This window comes from Rothia endophytica (genome assembly GCF_928381505.1).
Lineage (GTDB): Bacteria > Actinomycetota > Actinomycetes > Actinomycetales > Micrococcaceae > Rothia > Rothia endophytica_A.
This window is the reverse complement of sequence record NZ_CAKMSJ010000012.1, coordinates 1-17,851: the sequence shown is the minus strand read 5'-3', so window position 1 is coordinate 17,851 and position 17,851 is coordinate 1. Positions and strand designations below refer to the sequence as shown.

General features: G+C 58.8%; 16 protein-coding genes. 6 read left to right on the top strand and 10 right to left on the bottom strand.

What is annotated here, in order from left to right; genetic code table 11:
• Positions 1–3: 3 nt before the first annotated feature.
• The 4 genes from L6990_RS11350 to L6990_RS11335 all read left to right on the top strand — a co-directional run bounded on the left by L6990_RS11350 (position 4) and on the right by L6990_RS11335 (position 4,026).
• Positions 4–1,911 carry a hypothetical protein gene (locus L6990_RS11350; RefSeq protein ID WP_237204319.1) on the top strand — a complete coding sequence of 636 codons (1,908 nt, stop codon included), beginning with the start codon at positions 4–6 and terminating at the stop codon, positions 1,909–1,911.
• 356 nt (positions 1,912–2,267) lie between these two features.
• Positions 2,268–2,843, top strand: coding sequence for a hypothetical protein (locus tag L6990_RS11345; RefSeq protein WP_237204318.1), 576 nt, complete (start codon positions 2,268–2,270; stop codon positions 2,841–2,843).
• Between the two features lie 29 nt (positions 2,844–2,872).
• Entirely contained in the window at positions 2,873–3,394 is a 522-nt protein-coding gene (locus tag L6990_RS11340) for a hypothetical protein (RefSeq protein ID WP_237204317.1), read from the top strand.
• A 122-nt stretch (positions 3,395–3,516) separates the two neighbouring features.
• Complete coding sequence (locus tag L6990_RS11335; protein ID WP_237204316.1) at positions 3,517–4,026, top strand: RDD family protein; 510 nt, start codon at positions 3,517–3,519, stop codon at positions 4,024–4,026.
• 114 nt (positions 4,027–4,140) lie between these two features.
• Here L6990_RS11335 and L6990_RS11330 read toward each other — a convergent pair whose 3' ends face one another.
• The 6 genes from L6990_RS11330 to L6990_RS11305 form a co-directional block, all read right to left on the bottom strand.
• The gene (locus L6990_RS11330) at positions 4,141–5,511 is read right to left on the bottom strand and encodes an MATE family efflux transporter (protein ID WP_237204315.1); all 1,371 of its coding nucleotides are present in this window, start codon (positions 5,509–5,511) and stop codon (positions 4,141–4,143) included.
• The gene (locus L6990_RS11325; protein WP_237204314.1) at positions 5,511–6,047 is read right to left on the bottom strand and encodes a GNAT family N-acetyltransferase; all 537 of its coding nucleotides are present in this window, start codon (positions 6,045–6,047) and stop codon (positions 5,511–5,513) included. Before L6990_RS11325 ends, L6990_RS11330 begins: the two co-directional genes overlap by 1 nt.
• A gap of 63 nt (positions 6,048–6,110) precedes the next feature.
• A complete protein-coding gene (locus L6990_RS11320; protein ID WP_237204313.1) occupies positions 6,111–6,641 on the bottom strand; it encodes a GNAT family N-acetyltransferase in 531 nt (176 codons plus the stop codon).
• A gap of 6 nt (positions 6,642–6,647) precedes the next feature.
• Positions 6,648–7,052, bottom strand: coding sequence for an RNA-binding S4 domain-containing protein (locus L6990_RS11315; protein ID WP_237204312.1), 405 nt, complete (start codon positions 7,050–7,052; stop codon positions 6,648–6,650).
• 50 nt (positions 7,053–7,102) lie between these two features.
• Positions 7,103–7,834, bottom strand: coding sequence for a VIT1/CCC1 transporter family protein (locus L6990_RS11310; RefSeq protein ID WP_440480506.1), 732 nt, complete (start codon positions 7,832–7,834; stop codon positions 7,103–7,105).
• A 123-nt stretch (positions 7,835–7,957) separates the two neighbouring features.
• The gene (locus L6990_RS11305) at positions 7,958–8,917 is read right to left on the bottom strand and encodes an alpha/beta hydrolase (RefSeq protein ID WP_237204311.1); all 960 of its coding nucleotides are present in this window, start codon (positions 8,915–8,917) and stop codon (positions 7,958–7,960) included.
• A 175-nt stretch (positions 8,918–9,092) separates the two neighbouring features.
• Here L6990_RS11305 and L6990_RS11300 point away from each other — a divergent pair, with 175 nt between their 5' ends.
• The gene (locus L6990_RS11300; RefSeq protein WP_237204310.1) at positions 9,093–10,748 is read left to right on the top strand and encodes an alpha-keto acid decarboxylase family protein; all 1,656 of its coding nucleotides are present in this window, start codon (positions 9,093–9,095) and stop codon (positions 10,746–10,748) included.
• A gap of 176 nt (positions 10,749–10,924) precedes the next feature.
• Complete coding sequence (locus L6990_RS11295; protein ID WP_237204309.1) at positions 10,925–12,199, top strand: ATP-binding protein; 1,275 nt, start codon at positions 10,925–10,927, stop codon at positions 12,197–12,199.
• A 130-nt stretch (positions 12,200–12,329) separates the two neighbouring features.
• Here L6990_RS11295 and L6990_RS11290 read toward each other — a convergent pair whose 3' ends face one another.
• From L6990_RS11290 to L6990_RS11275, 4 genes are all read right to left on the bottom strand, one after another.
• Positions 12,330–12,695 (bottom strand): helix-turn-helix domain-containing protein, encoded by a 366-nt coding sequence (locus L6990_RS11290; RefSeq protein WP_237204308.1) that lies wholly within the window; start codon positions 12,693–12,695, stop codon positions 12,330–12,332.
• 173 nt (positions 12,696–12,868) lie between these two features.
• Complete coding sequence (locus tag L6990_RS11285) at positions 12,869–14,245, bottom strand: NAD-dependent succinate-semialdehyde dehydrogenase (protein ID WP_237204307.1); 1,377 nt, start codon at positions 14,243–14,245, stop codon at positions 12,869–12,871.
• A 331-nt stretch (positions 14,246–14,576) separates the two neighbouring features.
• Complete coding sequence (gabT, locus tag L6990_RS11280; protein ID WP_440480505.1) at positions 14,577–15,935, bottom strand: 4-aminobutyrate--2-oxoglutarate transaminase; 1,359 nt, start codon at positions 15,933–15,935, stop codon at positions 14,577–14,579.
• Between the two features lie 82 nt (positions 15,936–16,017).
• Positions 16,018–17,505, bottom strand: coding sequence for an NAD-dependent succinate-semialdehyde dehydrogenase (locus L6990_RS11275; RefSeq protein WP_237204337.1), 1,488 nt, complete (start codon positions 17,503–17,505; stop codon positions 16,018–16,020).
• Between the last annotated feature and the right edge of the window lie 346 nt (positions 17,506–17,851).

Below are 17,851 nucleotides of genomic sequence, written 5' to 3'. Positions count from 1 at the left end.
ACTATGTGGTCACTTGAAGAAGCAAACCTAAAAATCGCCCGTCTGCGGGAAATGCCATACGGCACCGGCCGCACCGCAGCTGCGGAATTCATCGCACGGACCATTGAAAACGAGGGGCCCGAGCAAAAACTGCCCGAAGCCCTACTTGAGCTGGTTGAAGCCTACGTTTTTGGCACCCCCAACCCCGCGTCCTTCGCCACCTTTTCTAAGCTGTTGAGGCTCTGGGACACCCACCCCGAGCACTTTAGCGTGCATGATGGTCGCACCCTTTTTTGGCAGTTCAAGTGGGTAACCGGAGACCTTGCCGCCTGGCCACAAATCTCCCGGCAGCAGGCCCGTGGCCTACTGGATGAGATGCGCAAACGCTACGCCGTAGCCGGGTTTAGCGCCGCAGCGGTAGACCGCGCCGAGTACATGTGGGCAGGGCACCTGGGGCTGGATGACGAGGCCGAGCGTTGGCGGGCTATCTGGCTGGCGCATGGTGAGGACGAGATGGATTGCGGCTCCTGCAAGATTGGCGGCACTCTGCGTGACCACGTGATTGCCGGGGAATTTGAGCAGGCAGTTGCCTTGGGCGCACCTACAGAAGACCTGTGCAACAGGGAACCGGCCAATTCCCACCGCCAGCTTGCCCTGGCTTACCTGCAACTGGGCGATGGTGAAGCGGCGGGGCGGCAGCTGGCTCGGGCGCAGGCGACCAGCGGCGGGCACTACGACCCCGATGATTTGGGCATGGAGTTTGAGATTTTGGCGCGCGGTGGTCAGCTTCAGGCCGCATTGGATGTATTGGTGACCCACGGCCAGCGGGCACTGCAGCTAGAGGGCGACCCCGGCGATAACCGCGGCTTTTTGCGCTATCTGGTGGCAGGTCTAGCCTGGGCGGTTGAAGAAAAGGGTCAGCTACCCACACGCCTGCATCAAGCAGATACTCTGGGTGAGCTTTATGACTGGGCGGTTCAGCAGTCTGTTCCGCTAGCTCGCGCTTTTGATGAGCGGGCAGGCAACCGCCGCTTTACCGAGTCCTTAGAAGCTGCCCAGCAAGAGCCCAGGCTGGCTGACCTGGTATTGGTCACCGAAAAAACTACCGGGCTGAGCTCAGCCGCCGGACTCCAGCTGGGCAGCGGGGCGCAACCCTTTGCAGATCAGAGGGGTACGGCTTCTACCGAACAGGAAGGGGACGCCGACCCCTACGTTACCGCCGATGGCTTTCTTGCCGCGGGTGACCTGATGCAGGCTGCCTACTGGTATGAGCGTGCCGGGCAGGCCCGTGAGTCTGCCGGGCAGACCTTGGGTGCTGGTATCGCCTTTGCTGATGCCGCGCAGAGCCTTGCCCAGCTGCGGGAGCGCGGGCGGGCGTCCGAGCTCTTTGAGCGCGCTTGGGAGCTGCTACTTGACGGGGACGCTCCTGCCCGCCTGCTCTTGGCAGTGCTGACCGCCCGCGGTCAGGTGGCTGAGCTGCTGGGGCAGTATGAGGGGCTGGAAGAGGCTGTTCTTGCTGCACGTGCCAGGGCAGAAGCTGAGCGCAATCAGTTAGAACAGGCAGACGCTGAGCCCTGGCAGGTAGAGGCAGCAGCCGCGCTAGTCATCCATGCTGACGACCTTTTGGCTAGATTATATGCCGCAGAAGGCAATTATTCTGACGCCGCACAACTGGCTGGTAGAGTGGCCGAGTCCTATGAGCAGGCAGGGCAGAGTGCCCGTCTCGGCGCCGCGCTTCTGCTGGCCGGGCAGTGCGCTAAGGACGCCGGGCAGAGCGCCCAGGCTACGAAGTTTTTGGAGGGTGCTGTGGCGGCTCTTGATGCGGCGCAGCGCAAGGAGTCTAAGGCTAATGCTCTGAATCTGCTGATTGAGGTGCTGAACAAGACCGGCCAAACCCACCGTGTCCAGGACCTGCTGGACGGGCTACTCTAAGCCCTCGAAGCGGACTACATTCCCGCTTTGTTGGAGGCTGAAATGGCTAGCTGGGTGCGGTGGTGGAGTCAAGGGCCGGTTGCATCAAGGGCTTGGCTATCGAACTCCGCAGGAGGTGGTGGTTTCTGGTGTTTTAGTGTTTATATAATTATCGGAACTAAAGCCAGTACATATCATTTGTTCCTTTGTTGGTTGTTTCCTATTTTAATTTTCGGAAATAAACTCAGTACATATCAGTGGCTCTGTGACCTCATCAATCTTTGGTCTGTTCGATAGTGAAATTAACATTTTGAAACCTCGACAATGACGCCCAGCACAAATAAATTAATTACTCATATGATAAGGAGTGATACTAAATGTCTAACCTGACCAACCGCAGAAACTTTTTCGCCATCTCAGCAGGGCTCGGCCTAGCGGCAGCATTTGCTAGCACAACACATGCAACCGCACTGAATACATCTTCACTTCGCAGGGCTGAATTAAGTCAAGACATCGATTGGAACCTAGAGCGTCAGTTTGCAGAACTTGCCGAAGATCTCTCACAGCTTCCAGACTGGCTATTAAAAGCCGACCCAGCTTCGACCCCTAACTACGTCTCAGTAGTCGAAAAGGAGCTCAGCAAAATCAACTCAGGCAGAAGTCTTCATATTCAGACGCGCCCAACACCTTCACCAGGAGTTATCGCACCTCAGGGGGCCGGGGAATGCGCAGTTGCCGTCCTACCTATCCTTGCGGGCATCGGCTTCCCGCTATTCAGGATTGTGCAAGTAATTCGCGCTGCCATCAGGTCTTGGGGCAGCATCCGAATGGCTGTTTCTGCAATCAGGCGAGGTGCGCACCTTCATGAAATTGGCGAAGATGGGGTAAAAATCCTAGAAGAGTTGCTTGCAATAGGCGGAGCCTACAGTGCATGCCGGGGACTACTTGGCTAAGTGCAGTACACCTCTAGCGTATGTAGATAATGATGAGTAAACAGCACCATTCCTTAAAAGCAAATTTAGCTGGATCAATATTTATAGCTCTATTGCTAAATTCCCCGCTCATGCTCGTATCTCTGCTATTCATCAGGTGGGTATCAGGTGAAACGATTCTGTTTGCAGACATAGTAGCTATTTCAATAACATCAGCTTTAGTAAGTAGCGTGATAATTGCCTTAGTGGACAGGTCCTACCGTATAAAGCACGACACATATGTGCCTTCAGGGTTTGTCCCGACTATTTACGAAGCTATCCCTTGGGTAGTTATAACCTCGGTGACCACAGTGGTATTACTTCAGAGTTATCAGCTTGAGACAGCCCTTTGGGGTGCCCTGGCTGGTTTACTCGGTGGTACGATACCAGCTCTTGCTATAGGAGTTCCGTGGAAGGGAACGGCTACCGATGAAGAATATGAGGAGCGGTTACAAGAGGGTAACAGGATTATCAAGGAAGGTTTTGCGGAGATTCGGGAAGAGATTCGCGAGAAGCGCGAGAAAAGCAGGTAGAACCGCGGTGCCCTAAAACAGGATGACACGGAAAGTTCCGATGGCTATCAGGTACCTGTTCTTTCCGCAGTCCGGTGACCGCGTCTAGGACGGGCTGCTCTAAACCCCGAAAGGCACACCGTATGCTGAATGAGTTAAACCTAATCCCCTTTAAAGCGAGGGTGAAAGAGTTTGCCTACGACTACCTGGTGATTCTTGCTTATTTAGTGCTACTCTTCGGGGTGACCATGGCGGTTTACCTGCTGTTCTTGGGTGGTGTTCCCCAGATAAGCGAACTGCAGTCTCAGCTCATCGCCCTGGTTACCTCTGTGCTTCCGGTTATCCTAATTTTTACCTACCTGGACTACGCAAGAGGCGGCAGTTTCGGCAAGAAAAAGGCTGGCCTCAAACTGGTCTACCGCTACAAGTCGGTGAAAAGTAGCCTGGTCAGGAACATCATCAAGTTCCTACCCTGGCAGCTAGGGCACATAAGCACTATTCGCGGTGTCTACACGGATTATGACCTGCTGGCTGTCGAGCTCTCATGCGTCAGCCTTGCACTAGCCACTCTGCTTCTCTTGATGACATTGTTGCGGAAGGATAAGAGACACCTAGGTGACCTATTGGCAGGCACCCAGGTGCAAGCTTCATAAAACTTTTGTACTGGCCCTGCCTCCTGTCAGAACCCATACTCCGAGGACTAACGGCTACTACGAGGGTGCCTTCTGCGACACTGACGGCAACCAGATCGGAATCACCGCCTAGCCCTAGCGGATCCACACTCCGCTGCGCGCCCGCCACCAGAGGGTCAGAGCGCGAGCACCCATGTACCAGAGAGCATAGGCGCACCAGAGCAACAGGTAAGCCAGGGTGGCAAGCTGAACTTGCGCACCGGAGTCCTGCCCAGTGAACCAAAGATGCAGCCCCACCAGCACAGGGGCGTAAACCGCCAGGGTGCAGAGGGCAGCCAGGCCAAGGTAGCGCACGTCAGCGGCACCGATCAGCACGCCGTCCAGAATAAAGACGTAAGCTGCCAGCGGTTGCCCCACACCCAGCACTAGCAGGGATAAGGCAAAGAGACGCTGAACCTCAGGGTCCGGAGTAAAGACCCATGCCAAACCGAAACCTAGCGCCGGGCAGAGCAGAGCGGTAAGCAGACCAAAGCCTAAACTCCACCGCACCAGGCGGTTCTTCAACTGCACCACGGCATCCCTACCCGCAGGGGTCGCAAGGTTCTGAGCGCCCATCTCCTTACCCAGAAGCGCCTGGGCGGCAATCGCCAGAGCGTCCAGGGCAAAGGCCAGCAAGTTAAAGAAACTCAAGGTCAGTTGGTAGGCGGCAAGGTTAGCCGGCCCCTGGGCGGTCACCACAAAGACGGTTGCCAGCAGGGCAATGCGCATCGACACCGCCCGTAGCATCAGCCACGACCCCACCTTAAAAACAGCCGCAAGGCCGGGGCCGTCAGGTGCAAAACCTACCGCATGGGTACGTACGCCCACCACCACGCGAGCAGAGAGCATCAGCGCCATACCCCACTGCACAGCTGCGGTAGCGATAGCTGACCCGGCAACACCCATCCCCACCGGGTAGACCAGCACCCAGCTCAGCACCACATTGATGGCAGCGCCAGCGGTGGCAACATAGAGAGGTGTTTTGGTGTCCTGAAAACCGCGCAGGGCACCGGTTGCCGCTAGCACCAGCAGCATGCCGGGCAGCCCCACCAGAGAGGGCAGCAGGTAGGCAAGACCATAGGTCAGCACATCCCCCTGGGCGCCCAGGGCTGTGAGGACGCCGCGCGCCGTCACCGCGAGCCCGGCGGCTATGAGAACACCCAAGCCCAGCGCCACCCAAAGACCGTTACGGGCAGCGCGATAGGCACCCGACGCGTCTCCAGCACCGAAAGCACGAGCGACGGCCGGAGTGGTCGAGTAAGCAAGAAAAATCATCAGACCGACCACGGTATGAGCCACCGTAGAGCCCAGTGTCAGCCCAGCCAGCTGCAGACTGCCCAAGTGCCCCACAATGGCAGAGTCTGCTAAAACCAGTAATGGTTCAGCAATCAGGGCACCAAAAGCGGGGACCGCCAGCGCAAGGATCTGGCGGTTCAGGCTGGGGTGAGAAGACGGTTCTTTAGACACTAGGCGCGCTTCATGATGTAGGTTTTTCTGCCGGCAAATTCGTCAGTAGAAGCGATTGTAAAACCCTCTTTTTCGTAAAAACGAATGGCACGGACGTTGGTGGTCAGCACTTCAAGCTCAGCCGGGCCGTCCGCCAGGACGCCCTCCAGTAGCGCATGCGCTACCCCCATACCGAAGGCCTCGGGCAAAAGATAAAGCATCTCTAGTTTCTGTGTTTCGTAGGGCATGCAGGTAGCAAAAGCTAGCCCCAGCAGTGGGCCCACCTCGGGCATATCAAGGGAGTTGCCGCCGTCAGACCTCACCGCCACCAGCGCTTTGCGGCGCTGCCCCAGTTGATTCTGCACGTCCTGGCCCGTGTTAGCAGTAGATGCCAGCCACTCAGCAAATGCGGCTGCCCGCACAGGCACCTGGGCCTCCTGCTGGGCAAAAGTGTCGGCGGTAAAGTCATGGGCATAGGCCTTACGCCATGACACAATGCGCAGTTTTTCCCAGGCTAAAGCCTCATCTTCACGCGGGGCGCGAACTTCAAAATCCATAATCTTCCCTTAGTGTCACCTCAAAGATGCGAACGAAGAGTAATACAGCGGCACACAGAAAAATCATACAGCCCCTAGCTGCAGATAGTAGATGAAGTCCTCTCCGATCACATCGGGGGTCAGCTGGAAAGTACGAGTTCCCACTCTTTTGAAGCCCATTTTTTCGTAGAATGTCTGAGCCCGGTAGTTCTCTTGGTGGGTTCCAAGATGAATACCGTCATAGCCAGCAGATTGCGCATCTTTTACCAATTGCTGCATCAGCACTCCCGAAATACCCATTCCTCGGGCGCTTGCCCCCACATAGAACTTACTGAGGTAGGCAGCATTGCCAGCAACCTCAGCTGGCTGGGGCTGCACCGTATCTATCGCCGAGTAAGCAATGATTTGCCCCTCCGCATTAAGCACAAGATTCACCGTATATGCCCCGCTGGCAATAGCTTGTTTTAGTGCCTGCTGACTCAGGTGCTCAGCGATAAAAGCAGCAACAGCCTCACGGGGCACCACGGCAGGGGCGGCGTCCGGGAAATTCTCACCCGCAAAAACCGAGAGAGCTGCAGCGTCCGCCGGGGTAGCGGCGCGGAGGGTAAAACTCATGGGAGGCTATTCTTTCTCGTAGCCGCGCAAGCGATTCAGGGCTCGGCGTTCGCCCTTAGTGGGTCTGCCAGACCCCCGTTCACGGCGAGGCATGACCCCGGAGCTGAGGTAGGCAGGCTTGGGCTCAGAAATATCGTCATAGCAGGTCACTGCCACAGGTGCACCGACCCGCTTGGCAAGGGTTTTCTTGACCACAAAGGTTCGCTCCCACCCCGGGTAGCGCACCTTGACTACGTCCCCCGGCTTCACCTTCTGGGAGGGTTTGGGGTGGGCATCATTCAGGCGCACGTGCCCTGCCTTGACCTCGTCGGACGCTAGCCCGCGGGTCTTGAAGATGCGCACCGCCCAGAGCCAGGCGTCAATCCGCACGGGAACCTGGGGTAGCTGGGTGCTGGCATCTGGGTGAGTCATGCTCTCTAGGCTACCTAAAACAGGTACCTAAGCTTAACTCAGCGAAGAGTTTAGACTACGCCGGTGGCACCCAGCAGGGAGCCAACCGCAAAGGTCACGGCCAGAGCCAGCGCACCGCCAATGACCACGCGGGTTGCAGCGCGCAGGTAGTGGGGGGATCCGCCCCACTTAGCACCCAGGGCACCGGTGACAGCTAGAGCGATAAGAACCCCAAGGAAGGTTGCGGGGATGCGCACCGATACCGGCAGCAACAAAATCAGCAGGGTGGGCAGGAGCGCACCCACCAGGAAGGCACCGGCTGAGGCGAAGGCTGCGGTCCAGGGGGATACGCTTTCTTCCTCTTCAATGCCCAGCTCAAAGTGCAGGTGGGTTGCCAGGGCATTCTTCTCTGTCATTTCGATGGCAGCCTTGCGAGCGGTATCAGGGGCAATGCCGCGGTCGATGAGGATGTTCGTTAGTTCATCCAGCTCTTCCTCGGGCAGGTCACGGAGTTCAGCTTTTTCTTTAGCAACCAGCGCTTTTTGGCTGTCCACCTGTGATGACACTGAGACGTATTCCCCAAGAGCCATAGAGATAGCTCCGCCCACCACAGCAGCAGCGGCAGCGAGACCAATGGTGGGGGTAGAGGTAGTTGCACCCGCTACACCAACCACGGTGGCGGCTACGGAAACAATGCCATCGTTGGCACCCAGGACGGCGGCGCGCAGGCGGTTGAGCTTCTCCTGGTAAGTGCCCATGGCATGAGCTTCTGAGACGTGCGGGGTGAATTCTTGTGTGGTCATATTTTCACTGTAAACCTTCCCCAGGGCGGCCGCTAGCAAGCACAAGGTCAGCCCTCAGTCGGTAGCCCTTAACCACCTGGTTAGTTAGGGCAAACTAGCCTCTACAAAGCGAATAGAGGCGGATTAGAGATAACGTCGCACCCAATCGCCCAGCTGTTCATAGGCACGCTCCCGCACAGCTCGGGGCGAGAGAAAAACATCGTGCACCGCCCCCTCGATGACCAGGCTAGTTACCTGCTTTCCCAGTACCGGCGCCCATCGGCGGATGTGCTGCACATTGAGCACCGCGTCGAAGTCATGTTTCTGAGTGCGCGTCTTCATGCGCCCCGACCGTGCTGAACTCATCACAAGCACCGGCACGCGCACGTCCAGACCGCGGTGGAGCTGACGCTGCGCCCGACGGATGGCCGCCAACCAGCCAGCGTAAATAGGTGGGAAGTCAAAGGTCTTCCAGGTCTCGTCAAAGCTCCACTCCCCACCAAATTTTTGGTGCAGGCTCTCAGCGGCCGGATCATTTTTAGCCGGTTGGACGATAGCCCGCGGCTTAACGCGCGCCAGGGCAGAAACCCCGGCGGTCAGTGCCACTCGGACTAGCGGCGGGTCAAAGTGATCCAGCCACGGTGAATTGAGAATCAGAGCGGTCAGCTCAGCAGGCTGGGTGCGGTGCGCCCAGAGGGGAGCAATGAGGCCGCCGGTGGAGTGCGCCATCAGCACCACCTTCCGATGCCCGTCCCGCCCGGTAATGAGCTGCCAGGCACGGTTGATCTCTAGGTCGTAGTCAGCTAGGTCTTCGGTGTAGTAAAAAGTTTGACCATCGGTGTGAGAACGCCCGTATTTTCGGAGGTCAAGGGCGTAGAAATCGTACCCCTGGGCTGCCCACCAGTCGCCGAGTTCGCGCTGGAAGAAGTAGTCCACGAAGCCGTGGAGGTAGAGCACAGCACCTCGGGGCTTGCCGTCGGTAGCCGAGGCTACAGTGTTCTCAGCGGGACGACGCACTAAGGTGGCGGTGAGGGCCCCTTCGGCGTCAGCACCCAAATCTAGGGTTTCTCGGGTGTAGGGGGAGCCTAGGATATCTTCGGTCATATCACCACTCTACTATCGGGGCACCTTGAGTTTCATCGGTACACCCCTCGTCATCACCACATGGAACCCAGACTGCCCAAAAATCGGCGCCGGTAACGTATGCTTTTTTCAACTACCTTTTGAGGCCCGTATCACCCCGTCGGGCTTTCCCCTTACCTCTTGAAAGGCCACCACCATGACCTACACCGTAAGTGACTACCTGCTTGATCGCCTGAATGAGCTGGGCCTGCGCGACCTTTTTGGCATACCTGGCGACTTTAACCTGCAGTTCCTGGACCATGTGATTGAGCATGAGGGTATCGCATGGGTGGGCAATGCTAACGAGCTAAATGCTGGTTATGCAGCGGATGGTTATGCACGTGTGAACGGCATCGGTGCCCTGGTCACTACCTACGGTGTGGGTGAGCTTTCTGCTATCAATGCCACCGCTGGTTCTTACGCTGAGCAGGTGCCGGTTCTGCACATTGTGGGCGCTCCTTCTAAGGACGCCCAGGCAGCGCACCTGACCATGCACCATACCCTGGGAGATGGGGATTTCACCCACTTCATTCGTATGGCATCTGAGGTTTCCTGCACGGTGGCTGACCTAGAGCATGCCACCGCCGTCAGCGAGATTGATCGTGTGCTACGCGAGATGATGATCCATAAGCGTCCCGGCTACATCCTTTTGGCGACCGATGTGGCGCGCGTGGAGGTTGATCCCCCTGCGGCGCCGCTGAATGTTCCTGCTAAGCTTTCCTCCCCCGGTGCCCGCGAATCCTTCCGCAAAGATCTCACCACCTTACTTGCCGGCAAGAAAACCACCGTACTGGCTGACCTTTTGGTGCACCGCATGGGCGCACAGAGCAACCTAACCGAGATGCTGGACGCCACCGGCCTACCCTACGCCACCCTCATGTGGGGTAAGACCCTAGTCGATGAGTCCAAGCCCGAGTTCGCTGGCATCTACGCCGGGGTGGTCTCTAACGAGCGCACCAAAAAGGCTGTGGAGGACGCTGAGATTCTCATTTGCGCCGGTGTTACCTTTACCGACACCACCACCGCCGGGTTCTCACAGAACCTTCCAGAGCACACCGTCTTCCTGGACGCTCAGACTGCCCGCCTTGGCCGCAAAACCTACGCACCTCTCACCCTGGATACCTCCCTGGATATCGTGCGGGAAGTTGCCCTTGAAGTCGGCGCCCTGCCCCAGGACCTGTTGCCCTGGGAGGAAGAAGACCACGCTGACATCGATATGGACGCCCCTCTCACCCAGGACGTTCTCTGGTCACTGCTCTCGCGCGAGCTAACACCCGGCAATATTGTGGTGGCAGACCAGGGCACCTCATTCTTCGGTATGGCATCACGCCGCTTCCCAGAACGCTCCATGTTCATCGGTCAGCCCCTGTGGGGCTCTATTGGCTACACCCTGCCCGCCATGATGGGCGCCGCTATTGCTGATAGGGACGCCCGCGGTGTGCTGTTGATCGGTGACGGTTCAGCACAGCTGACTATCCAGGAACTGGGCACCATGCTGGAGCAGAAAATTAACCCCGTGGTTGTGCTCATCAACAACGATGGCTACACGGTGGAGCGTGCTATTCACGGCGCCACCCAGCCCTACAACGATATCCGCGCCTATAACTGGCAGCTGCTCCCCGCCGCCCTGGGTGCTCGTGAGGACGAGGTGCTGATGCTGCGTGTTAACACTGCCGCAGAGCTTCTGGAGGCGGCCCGCCTAACCCAGGCTACCCGTGACAGGCTGGTCTTTATTGAGGTCATCATGGATAAGGATGATGTGCCGGCCCTGCTGGCGGATGTTGCTGCGGCTCTGACCAAGGCCAACTCTTAGAGTGTAAAAGCACCTTACCCACGCTTTGCTACGAGCCTCAAAGGGAATCCGTAGGCTTCATGACTGAGTATGGGGTTGGGCGGGCCGTTGACTGGAATTTTGGTAGCGTAGCGCTAGTAATTTTGGTAGCGTAGCGCTAGTAATTTTGGTAGTGCAAAGGCTGGAACATTAGGATTATGACCTTCTCAAATGAAACATCACCCTACCTGCAACGAACACTCGACAGCGAGCTCTCCCTCCTCATGCCCTATGCCCCCGCTATTGCGATTGATGGCCCCAAAGGCGTTGGTAAAACAGGTACAGCCAGCCGCCATGCCGACGCTATTTTTTACCTCGATAGACCAGAGCAGCAGAACATCATGCGAGCTGACCCCTCTTTCACCACAGCACCAGCAGGTTCCCTGCTCTTTGATGAGTGGCAGTATGTTCCAGAGGTGTGGAACTCGGTTCGTCGCCAGGTTGACCAGGGAGCCCCTCCGGGGCGTTTTTTACTCACAGGTAGCGCATCCCCGCTTGCAGGTGTTGATACCCATAGCGGTGCCGGGCGCATTTTAAGCCTGCGTATGCGCCCGCTTACCTACTACGAACGCTACCGGCCACAAGCACCGGTCAGCCTCGCAGAACTCCTTATGGGCGACAGTGACCCCATCGCCGGGCAGACCACCCAGGTGACGCTTGAGGATTACTTCAAGGCAATTGTCAGCAGCGGCTTTCCCGGTATTTTCCAGGCCCCGCAGCAGCTTCGCAGGCGCCTACTCGATGCCTACCTGCAACGTGTTATTGACAGGGATTTGCCCGACTCTGGGTATGCTGTGAGGCACCCTGAAACCTTACGTCGCTGGCTGACCGCCTATGCGGCAGCGAGTTCTACAACCACGAGCTATTCTCGAATTCTCGATGCGACGACCGCGGGGGACGGCAGTCAACCTGCCAAGACAACGACCGCAATGTATCGTGATTTTTTGACGAAACTGTGGCTCCTTGACCCGGTGCCTGGCTGGGTGCCGATCAACAATGAGTTCACAAAACTTGCAGTCTCCCCTAAGCACCAGCTGGCAGACCCTGCCCTAGCGGCGAGGCTCCTGGGCCTGGGGGCGCAGGGGCTGGCAACAGCGCAGGGGGCCCATATGGCAGGGCCCCTCTTCGAATCGCTGGTAACTCTGAGTGTACGCACAGCCGCCCAGGCTGCTGAGGCTACGGTCAGCCACCTGCGCACACCTAAGGGGGATAGGGAGGTGGATTTGATTGTCCAGGGGCCCGAGGGGCAGGTGCTGGGCGTTGAGGTGAAGTTGACTGCGAGCGTTACGGATGCGGATGTCCGCCACCTCCTGTGGCTGAGAGAGAAGGCAGGGAGCGCGGTGACAAACCTAATGGTGGTGACAACCGGTTCTCAAGCTTATCGGCGGCAGGACGGCGTGGCTGTTGTACCTCTGGCTCTTTTAGCTGAATGATACCTGCCTAGTTCTTCGGTGCCTGCTACCCCAGGTTCCCATCAGAGTGCCGCCGATGGTTGCCACCAGCAGGGGGTATCCACGATAACCCCTCCCCCGCTCCGGGGAGGGGCAGGCTTTTAGAGGATTTTTATGACTTTCTGCTGCCTTCCAGGGTGGAGCGGACCTGCTGTTGCAGCTTGGTTTCACCGAAAAGGTGGTTGAGCTGATGATTCGCCGTAAAAATATCAGGGGCGTAGACCATAGATTTCTCAGGGATACCAGCAGGTTCTCCAGACGCCGTCCAAGACAGGGTAAGGTCAATCCCCAAGGCCCTCAAAACATCTAGGACCTTGTTGAGTTCCGCCCTAGGGCGTTCGCCCTGCTCAATACCAATCAGCCATTTACGCGAAACTCCTGCCTGCAAGGCAAGTTCTTGCTGGGTTAGGCCAGATTTTGTGCGGGCATCGTGAATGAAAGCCCCCAGATTTTTCTGATGGGTAATTTTGCGTTCCATGTTTACCTCCCGCACTACAAGAGTTATGTGTCAGTACGTTCATATTATCAAATGTGAACGTACTGACACAATCATGGGACAGAAAACAGCCCACCCCGGGGAAAGGCAGAACAAAGGGGGGCTGCACCCTAGGGTGCAGCCCCCCCCTTTTTTTGTCAGGCTGGGGAACTAGCTTAGCCAGCTACATAGTAGAGGCGCTTGTTGACGAATTCGTCCATGCCGTAGGGGCCGAGTTCGCGGCCATAGCCGGAGTTCTTGACGCCACCGAAGGGGATTTCGGCGCCTTCGCCGGCGGGGGTGTTGACGTTGACCATGCCGGCGTCAATCTGCTGGGCCAGGCGGCGGGCGCGGGCCTCGTCCTGGGAGAAGACGGCGCCACCCAGGCCGTACTGGGTGTTGTTGGCCAGCTCGATGGCTTCCTCGTCGCTATCGACCCGGTAGACGGTGGCGACGGGGCCGAAGAGCTCCTGGTAGTAGACCTCGGAGCCGACGGGCACATCGGTGAGGACGGCCGGGGAGAGGTAGGCACTCTTCTCATCCAGTAGCTGGCCACCGACGCGCAGGGTGGCACCGGCGGCAACGGCCTCGTCGAGCTGCTTCTTGAGGCCTTCGGCTGCCGAGCGGGAGGAGAGGGCCGTGTAGGTGGTCTCGTCCGCTTCGGCGGGCTTGCCCGGCTTCATGGCCTCGGCCAGCTTGACGAGTTCGGCGACGAACTCGTCGTAGATGTCAGCCATGACGATCATGCGCTTGTTGGAGTTGCAGGCCTGGCCTGTGTTGTACATGCGGAAGCCCCAGGCGGTGGCGGCGGCTTCGGCGACATTGTCGGTGTCGAGCACGATGTAGGGGTCGGAGCCGCCCAGTTCGAGCACTGCCTTCTTGAGGTTGCGCCCGGCGATACCGGCAACGATGGCGCCGGCGCGTTCGGAGCCGGTCAGGGAGACGCCCTGGATGTGGCGGTGACCAATCATGGTTTCAATCTGGTCGTGGCTAGCGAAAACTGCCTCGTAGGCGCCTTCGGGCAGCCCGGCGTCCTTCATGATCTCAGCGATTACGAGCGCTGACTTGGGGCAGATTTCGGCGTGCTTGAGCACGATGGTGTTGCCCAACATGAGGTTGGGGGCAGCGAAGCGGGCGACCTGGTAGTAGGGGAAGTTCCAGGGCATGATACCCAGCAGGGCGCCCAGGGGCTTGCGCTGGATGTATGCCTCGGAGTTCTCCGCCTCAGAGGGAATCGGCTCGTCCGCAAGGTGGTCGGCGGCAATGCCAGCGTAGTAAGCGAAGATAGCGGACGAGAACTCTGCCTCTTCGATGCCCTCTGAGATGGGCTTACCCATTTCCTGGGAGATGATTTCAGCCAGTTCCTGCTTGCGCTCTTCAAAGAGTTCGGCAATGCGGTTGACGATAGCGGCGCGCTCTTCGACGCTGGTAGTGCGCCAGTCCAGGTAGGCGGCGTGGGCGCGGTCTACTGCCGCGGCAGCCTGCTCGTCGGTGAGGGTGTCGAAGGTTTCGAGCACCTCACCGGTGGTGGGGTCTTCAAGTCGGTAGCTCATGGATTTAGCTCCTTTGTGTTTGTGGGTATGTGCGGTACGGACGCCCCTGCGCCGACTAACCTTCTCGCAGGCTCGCAAGCTCGCATGCGATTCATGCCAGCCCCAGCCAGTCGGCTTACGGGGCGTCCGCACCGCACCTAAATACAACTCAACGAGCTGGCTGTGGGGCCAGCCCCCGGGCGGGACATACCCTCAAAGCCAGGCTGGCTGGGTCTGGCGTGAATCGTAGCGAGCCCCCAGGGCGAGCTACGAGAGGGTCAGCCTGGCGGAGGGTGTTTCCTGCCCATTTCCTGGCATAAGGGCACCTGCCCTGCCCGTACAAAACAGGTAATTAGTTCCCCGCAACCTTGCGGATTTCTTCCACGAAGATGTCCAGTGCCTGATTCAGCAGGTCATCGCTGATAGTCAGCGGGGGCAGCAGGCGCACTACGTTGCCGTAGGTGCCGCAGGTAAGAATGAGGACGCCGCGCTCAGCGCAGGCGGCAGCAATCTGCTTGGCTGCGGTGGGGTGGGGGGTCTTTGAGTCGGAGTCAGATACAAATTCCACGGCGAACATGGCGCCGCGCCCGCGGATTTCACCCACGATGTCCAGCTCTTCTACTAGGGGGCCTAGCTTTTCGCGGGCGGCTTCTTCGATATGGCGGGCGCGGGCTGAAAGGTCCCACTCCTCCATGGTTTCGATGGTGGCCAGGGCAGCGGCGCAGGCAACGGGGTTACCGCCGTAGGTGCCGCCTAGACCACCGGGCTGAACCTTATCAAAGAGTTCGGCGCGGCCGGTAACAGCTGACAGCGGCATACCGCCAGCAATACCCTTAGCGGTGGTAATCAGGTCAGGCTCAATACCCTCATGGTCGGAGGCAAACCAGCTGCCGGTGCGGCAGAAACCCGCCTGCACTTCGTCCGCGATGAAGACAATGCCCTTCTCGCGTGCCCAGGTAACCAGCTCGGGCAGAAAACCCTCAGCGGGCACAATGAAGCCACCTTCACCCTGTATGGGTTCAATCAGAATAGCGGCAACGTAGTCAGCACCGATCTGCTTCTCAATCATTTCGATGACGCGGGCTGCAGCCTCTTTGCCGCCCAGCTCGCCGTCACGGTAGGGGTAGCTCATGGGGGCGCGGTAGACCTCGGGGGCAAAGGGGCCAAAACCCTGCTTGTAGGGTGCCGCCTTGGCGGTGAGTGCCATGGTGAGGTTGGTGCGGCCGTGGTAGGCATGGTCGAAGACCACCACAGCGTTGCGGCCGGTGGCGGCACGGGCGATCTTCACGGCGTTCTCAACGGCCTCAGCGCCGGAGTTGAAGAGCACGCTGCGCTTGTCGAAGTCACCGGGGGTCAGCTCGTTGAGCTTTTCAGCTACGGCAACATAGCCCTCGTAGGGGGTCACCATGAAGCAGGTATGGGTGAAGTGGGTGGCGGCTTCCTGAACAGCAGCGACAACCTTGGGGGCTGATGCGCCCACGGAGGTTACAGCAATACCTGAGCCAAGGTCTGCAAAGGAGTTGCCGTCAACGTCCACAATCACACCGCCGTCTGCGTCGGCTGCGTAGACGGGCAGGGTGGAGGCGACGCCGCCGGGTACGTTGGCGGTGCGGCGGGCTGCTAGTTCTTCGGAGCGTGGGCCGGGAACGGCACCGTTGAGGCGGATTTCCTGGGGCAGGCGGTAGGTGATGTCAGACATTTTTTCTCTCAAAGATTAGGAGTGGACGGGGGCGAGACGGTGCCCGGACGCCGGGGTGCGGCCCCCGGGCACCGTCTGAGGTTAGATGTGCGGCCTAGTAGGTGTAGGGGTCGCGCAGGCCGATGTACTGCACCGAGGAATATTCAGCGATGCCTTCAGCGCCACCTTCGCGACCCATTCCGGACTGCTTGATACCGCCAAAGGGTGCTGCGGCGTTAGAGATAACTCCGGCATTGAAGCCCACCAGACCGAAGTCCAGGTGGTCGCTGGCACGGTAGAGACGGTCAATGTTCTCGGTGAAGACATAGCTCGCCAGGCCGTATTCGGTGTCGTTGGCGAGTTCGTAAGCTTCGTACTCGTCACTGAAAGTGAAGATGGGAGCTACGGGGCCGAAGATTTCTTCGCGGGCCACGCGGGCATCGGCAGGGACATCCACCAGCACGGTGGGCTGGTAGAAGTAGCCCTCCCCCTCACCGCGGGCGCCACCAGTCAGGGCGCGGGCGCCCTTAGCCAGGGCGTCCTCAACCAGTTCAGCTACTGAGTCCTGAGCTTTCTGCTCAATCAGCGGGCCGCAGGTGGTGCCTTCGTCCAGGCCGTTGCCCAGTTTGAGATCTGCCATGGCGGCAGCGAACTTGGTGGAGAACTCTTCTGCTACAGATTCGTGCACGAAGAAGCGGTTGGCAGCGGTGCAGGCCTCACCCATGTTGCGCATCTTAGCGGCCATGGCACCGGCGACTGCCTGCTCCATGTTGGCGTCCTCAAAGACGATGAAGGGGGCGTTGCCACCCAGCTCCATGGAGGTACGCAGTACCTTCTCACTGGCCTTAGCCAGTAGCTGCTGACCCACGGGGGTGGAGCCGGTGAAGGAGACCTTGCGCAGGCGGTCATCACTCATGAGCGGCTCCGAGATAGCCGAGGCTGACTTGGAGGACACCACGTTCAGGACGCCTGCGGGCAGGCCGGCATCCATGAGGGTCTGGGCGAAATACTGGCTGGTCAGCGGGGTCAGGCGCGCGGGCTTGAGCACCATGGTGCAGCCGGCGGCGATAGCGGGGGCGACCTTGCGGGTACCCATAGCCAGGGGGAAGTTCCAGGGGGTAATCAGCAGGCAGGGGCCAACCGGCTTGTGGCGGGTGATCATGCGCAGGGTACCCTCGGGCATATTCAGGGTGCGGCCGTAGTGGCGGGGAGTTTCCTCGGCGAACCAGCGCAGGAACTCGGCACCGTACTTAACCTCACCCAGCGCCTCGGCGAAGGGCTTGCCCATCTCTAGGGTCATGAGGGTGGCAAACTCGTCTGCACGCTCGGTGACCAGTTCAAAAGCGCGGCGCAGAATCTCGGCGCGTTCACGCGGGGTAGTGGCTACCCAGCCGTTCTCCCCTGCACCCTTTTCAGCTGCGCAGGCGGCGTCCAGGGCGGCCATTGCGTCCTCTTCGGTGGCGGACGCCAGGGTCGCGATAATCTCACCGGTGGCGGGGTTTTCAACATCGAAGGTTTCACCGTTGGAGGACTCCCGCCACTCACCGTTAATCAGTAGACCTGTGGGCACCTTTGCCAGCAGCTCTTGAACGTTGACAGCCATAATGTGCACTTCTTTCTCTTCATTGAAAATATGTCCTGGGTCTATGCGACCGCTCATGTTTATTTAGTTTACGCGCCTAGGCTGGCATGTTCCCAGGGTTACACCTCGGGCAGGTCAATCATGTGCTCGACATCCATGGGCACCTTACCGGCAAAGAAGTCCGGGCGCTTGATGCGCTGGTAGATCATGGCGATGACTCCCAAAACCAGCAGAACTAGATGTGATGTCCAGGGACGTTGTTCTGGCCCCCGCCCGTAATGACACCGTGCCGATTCAAGAAGTATCTGTCCAGACCGCTTGCCATTGAAGGCATGTTAGAGTTTGGGGCATGTCGAGTCCCGAATCA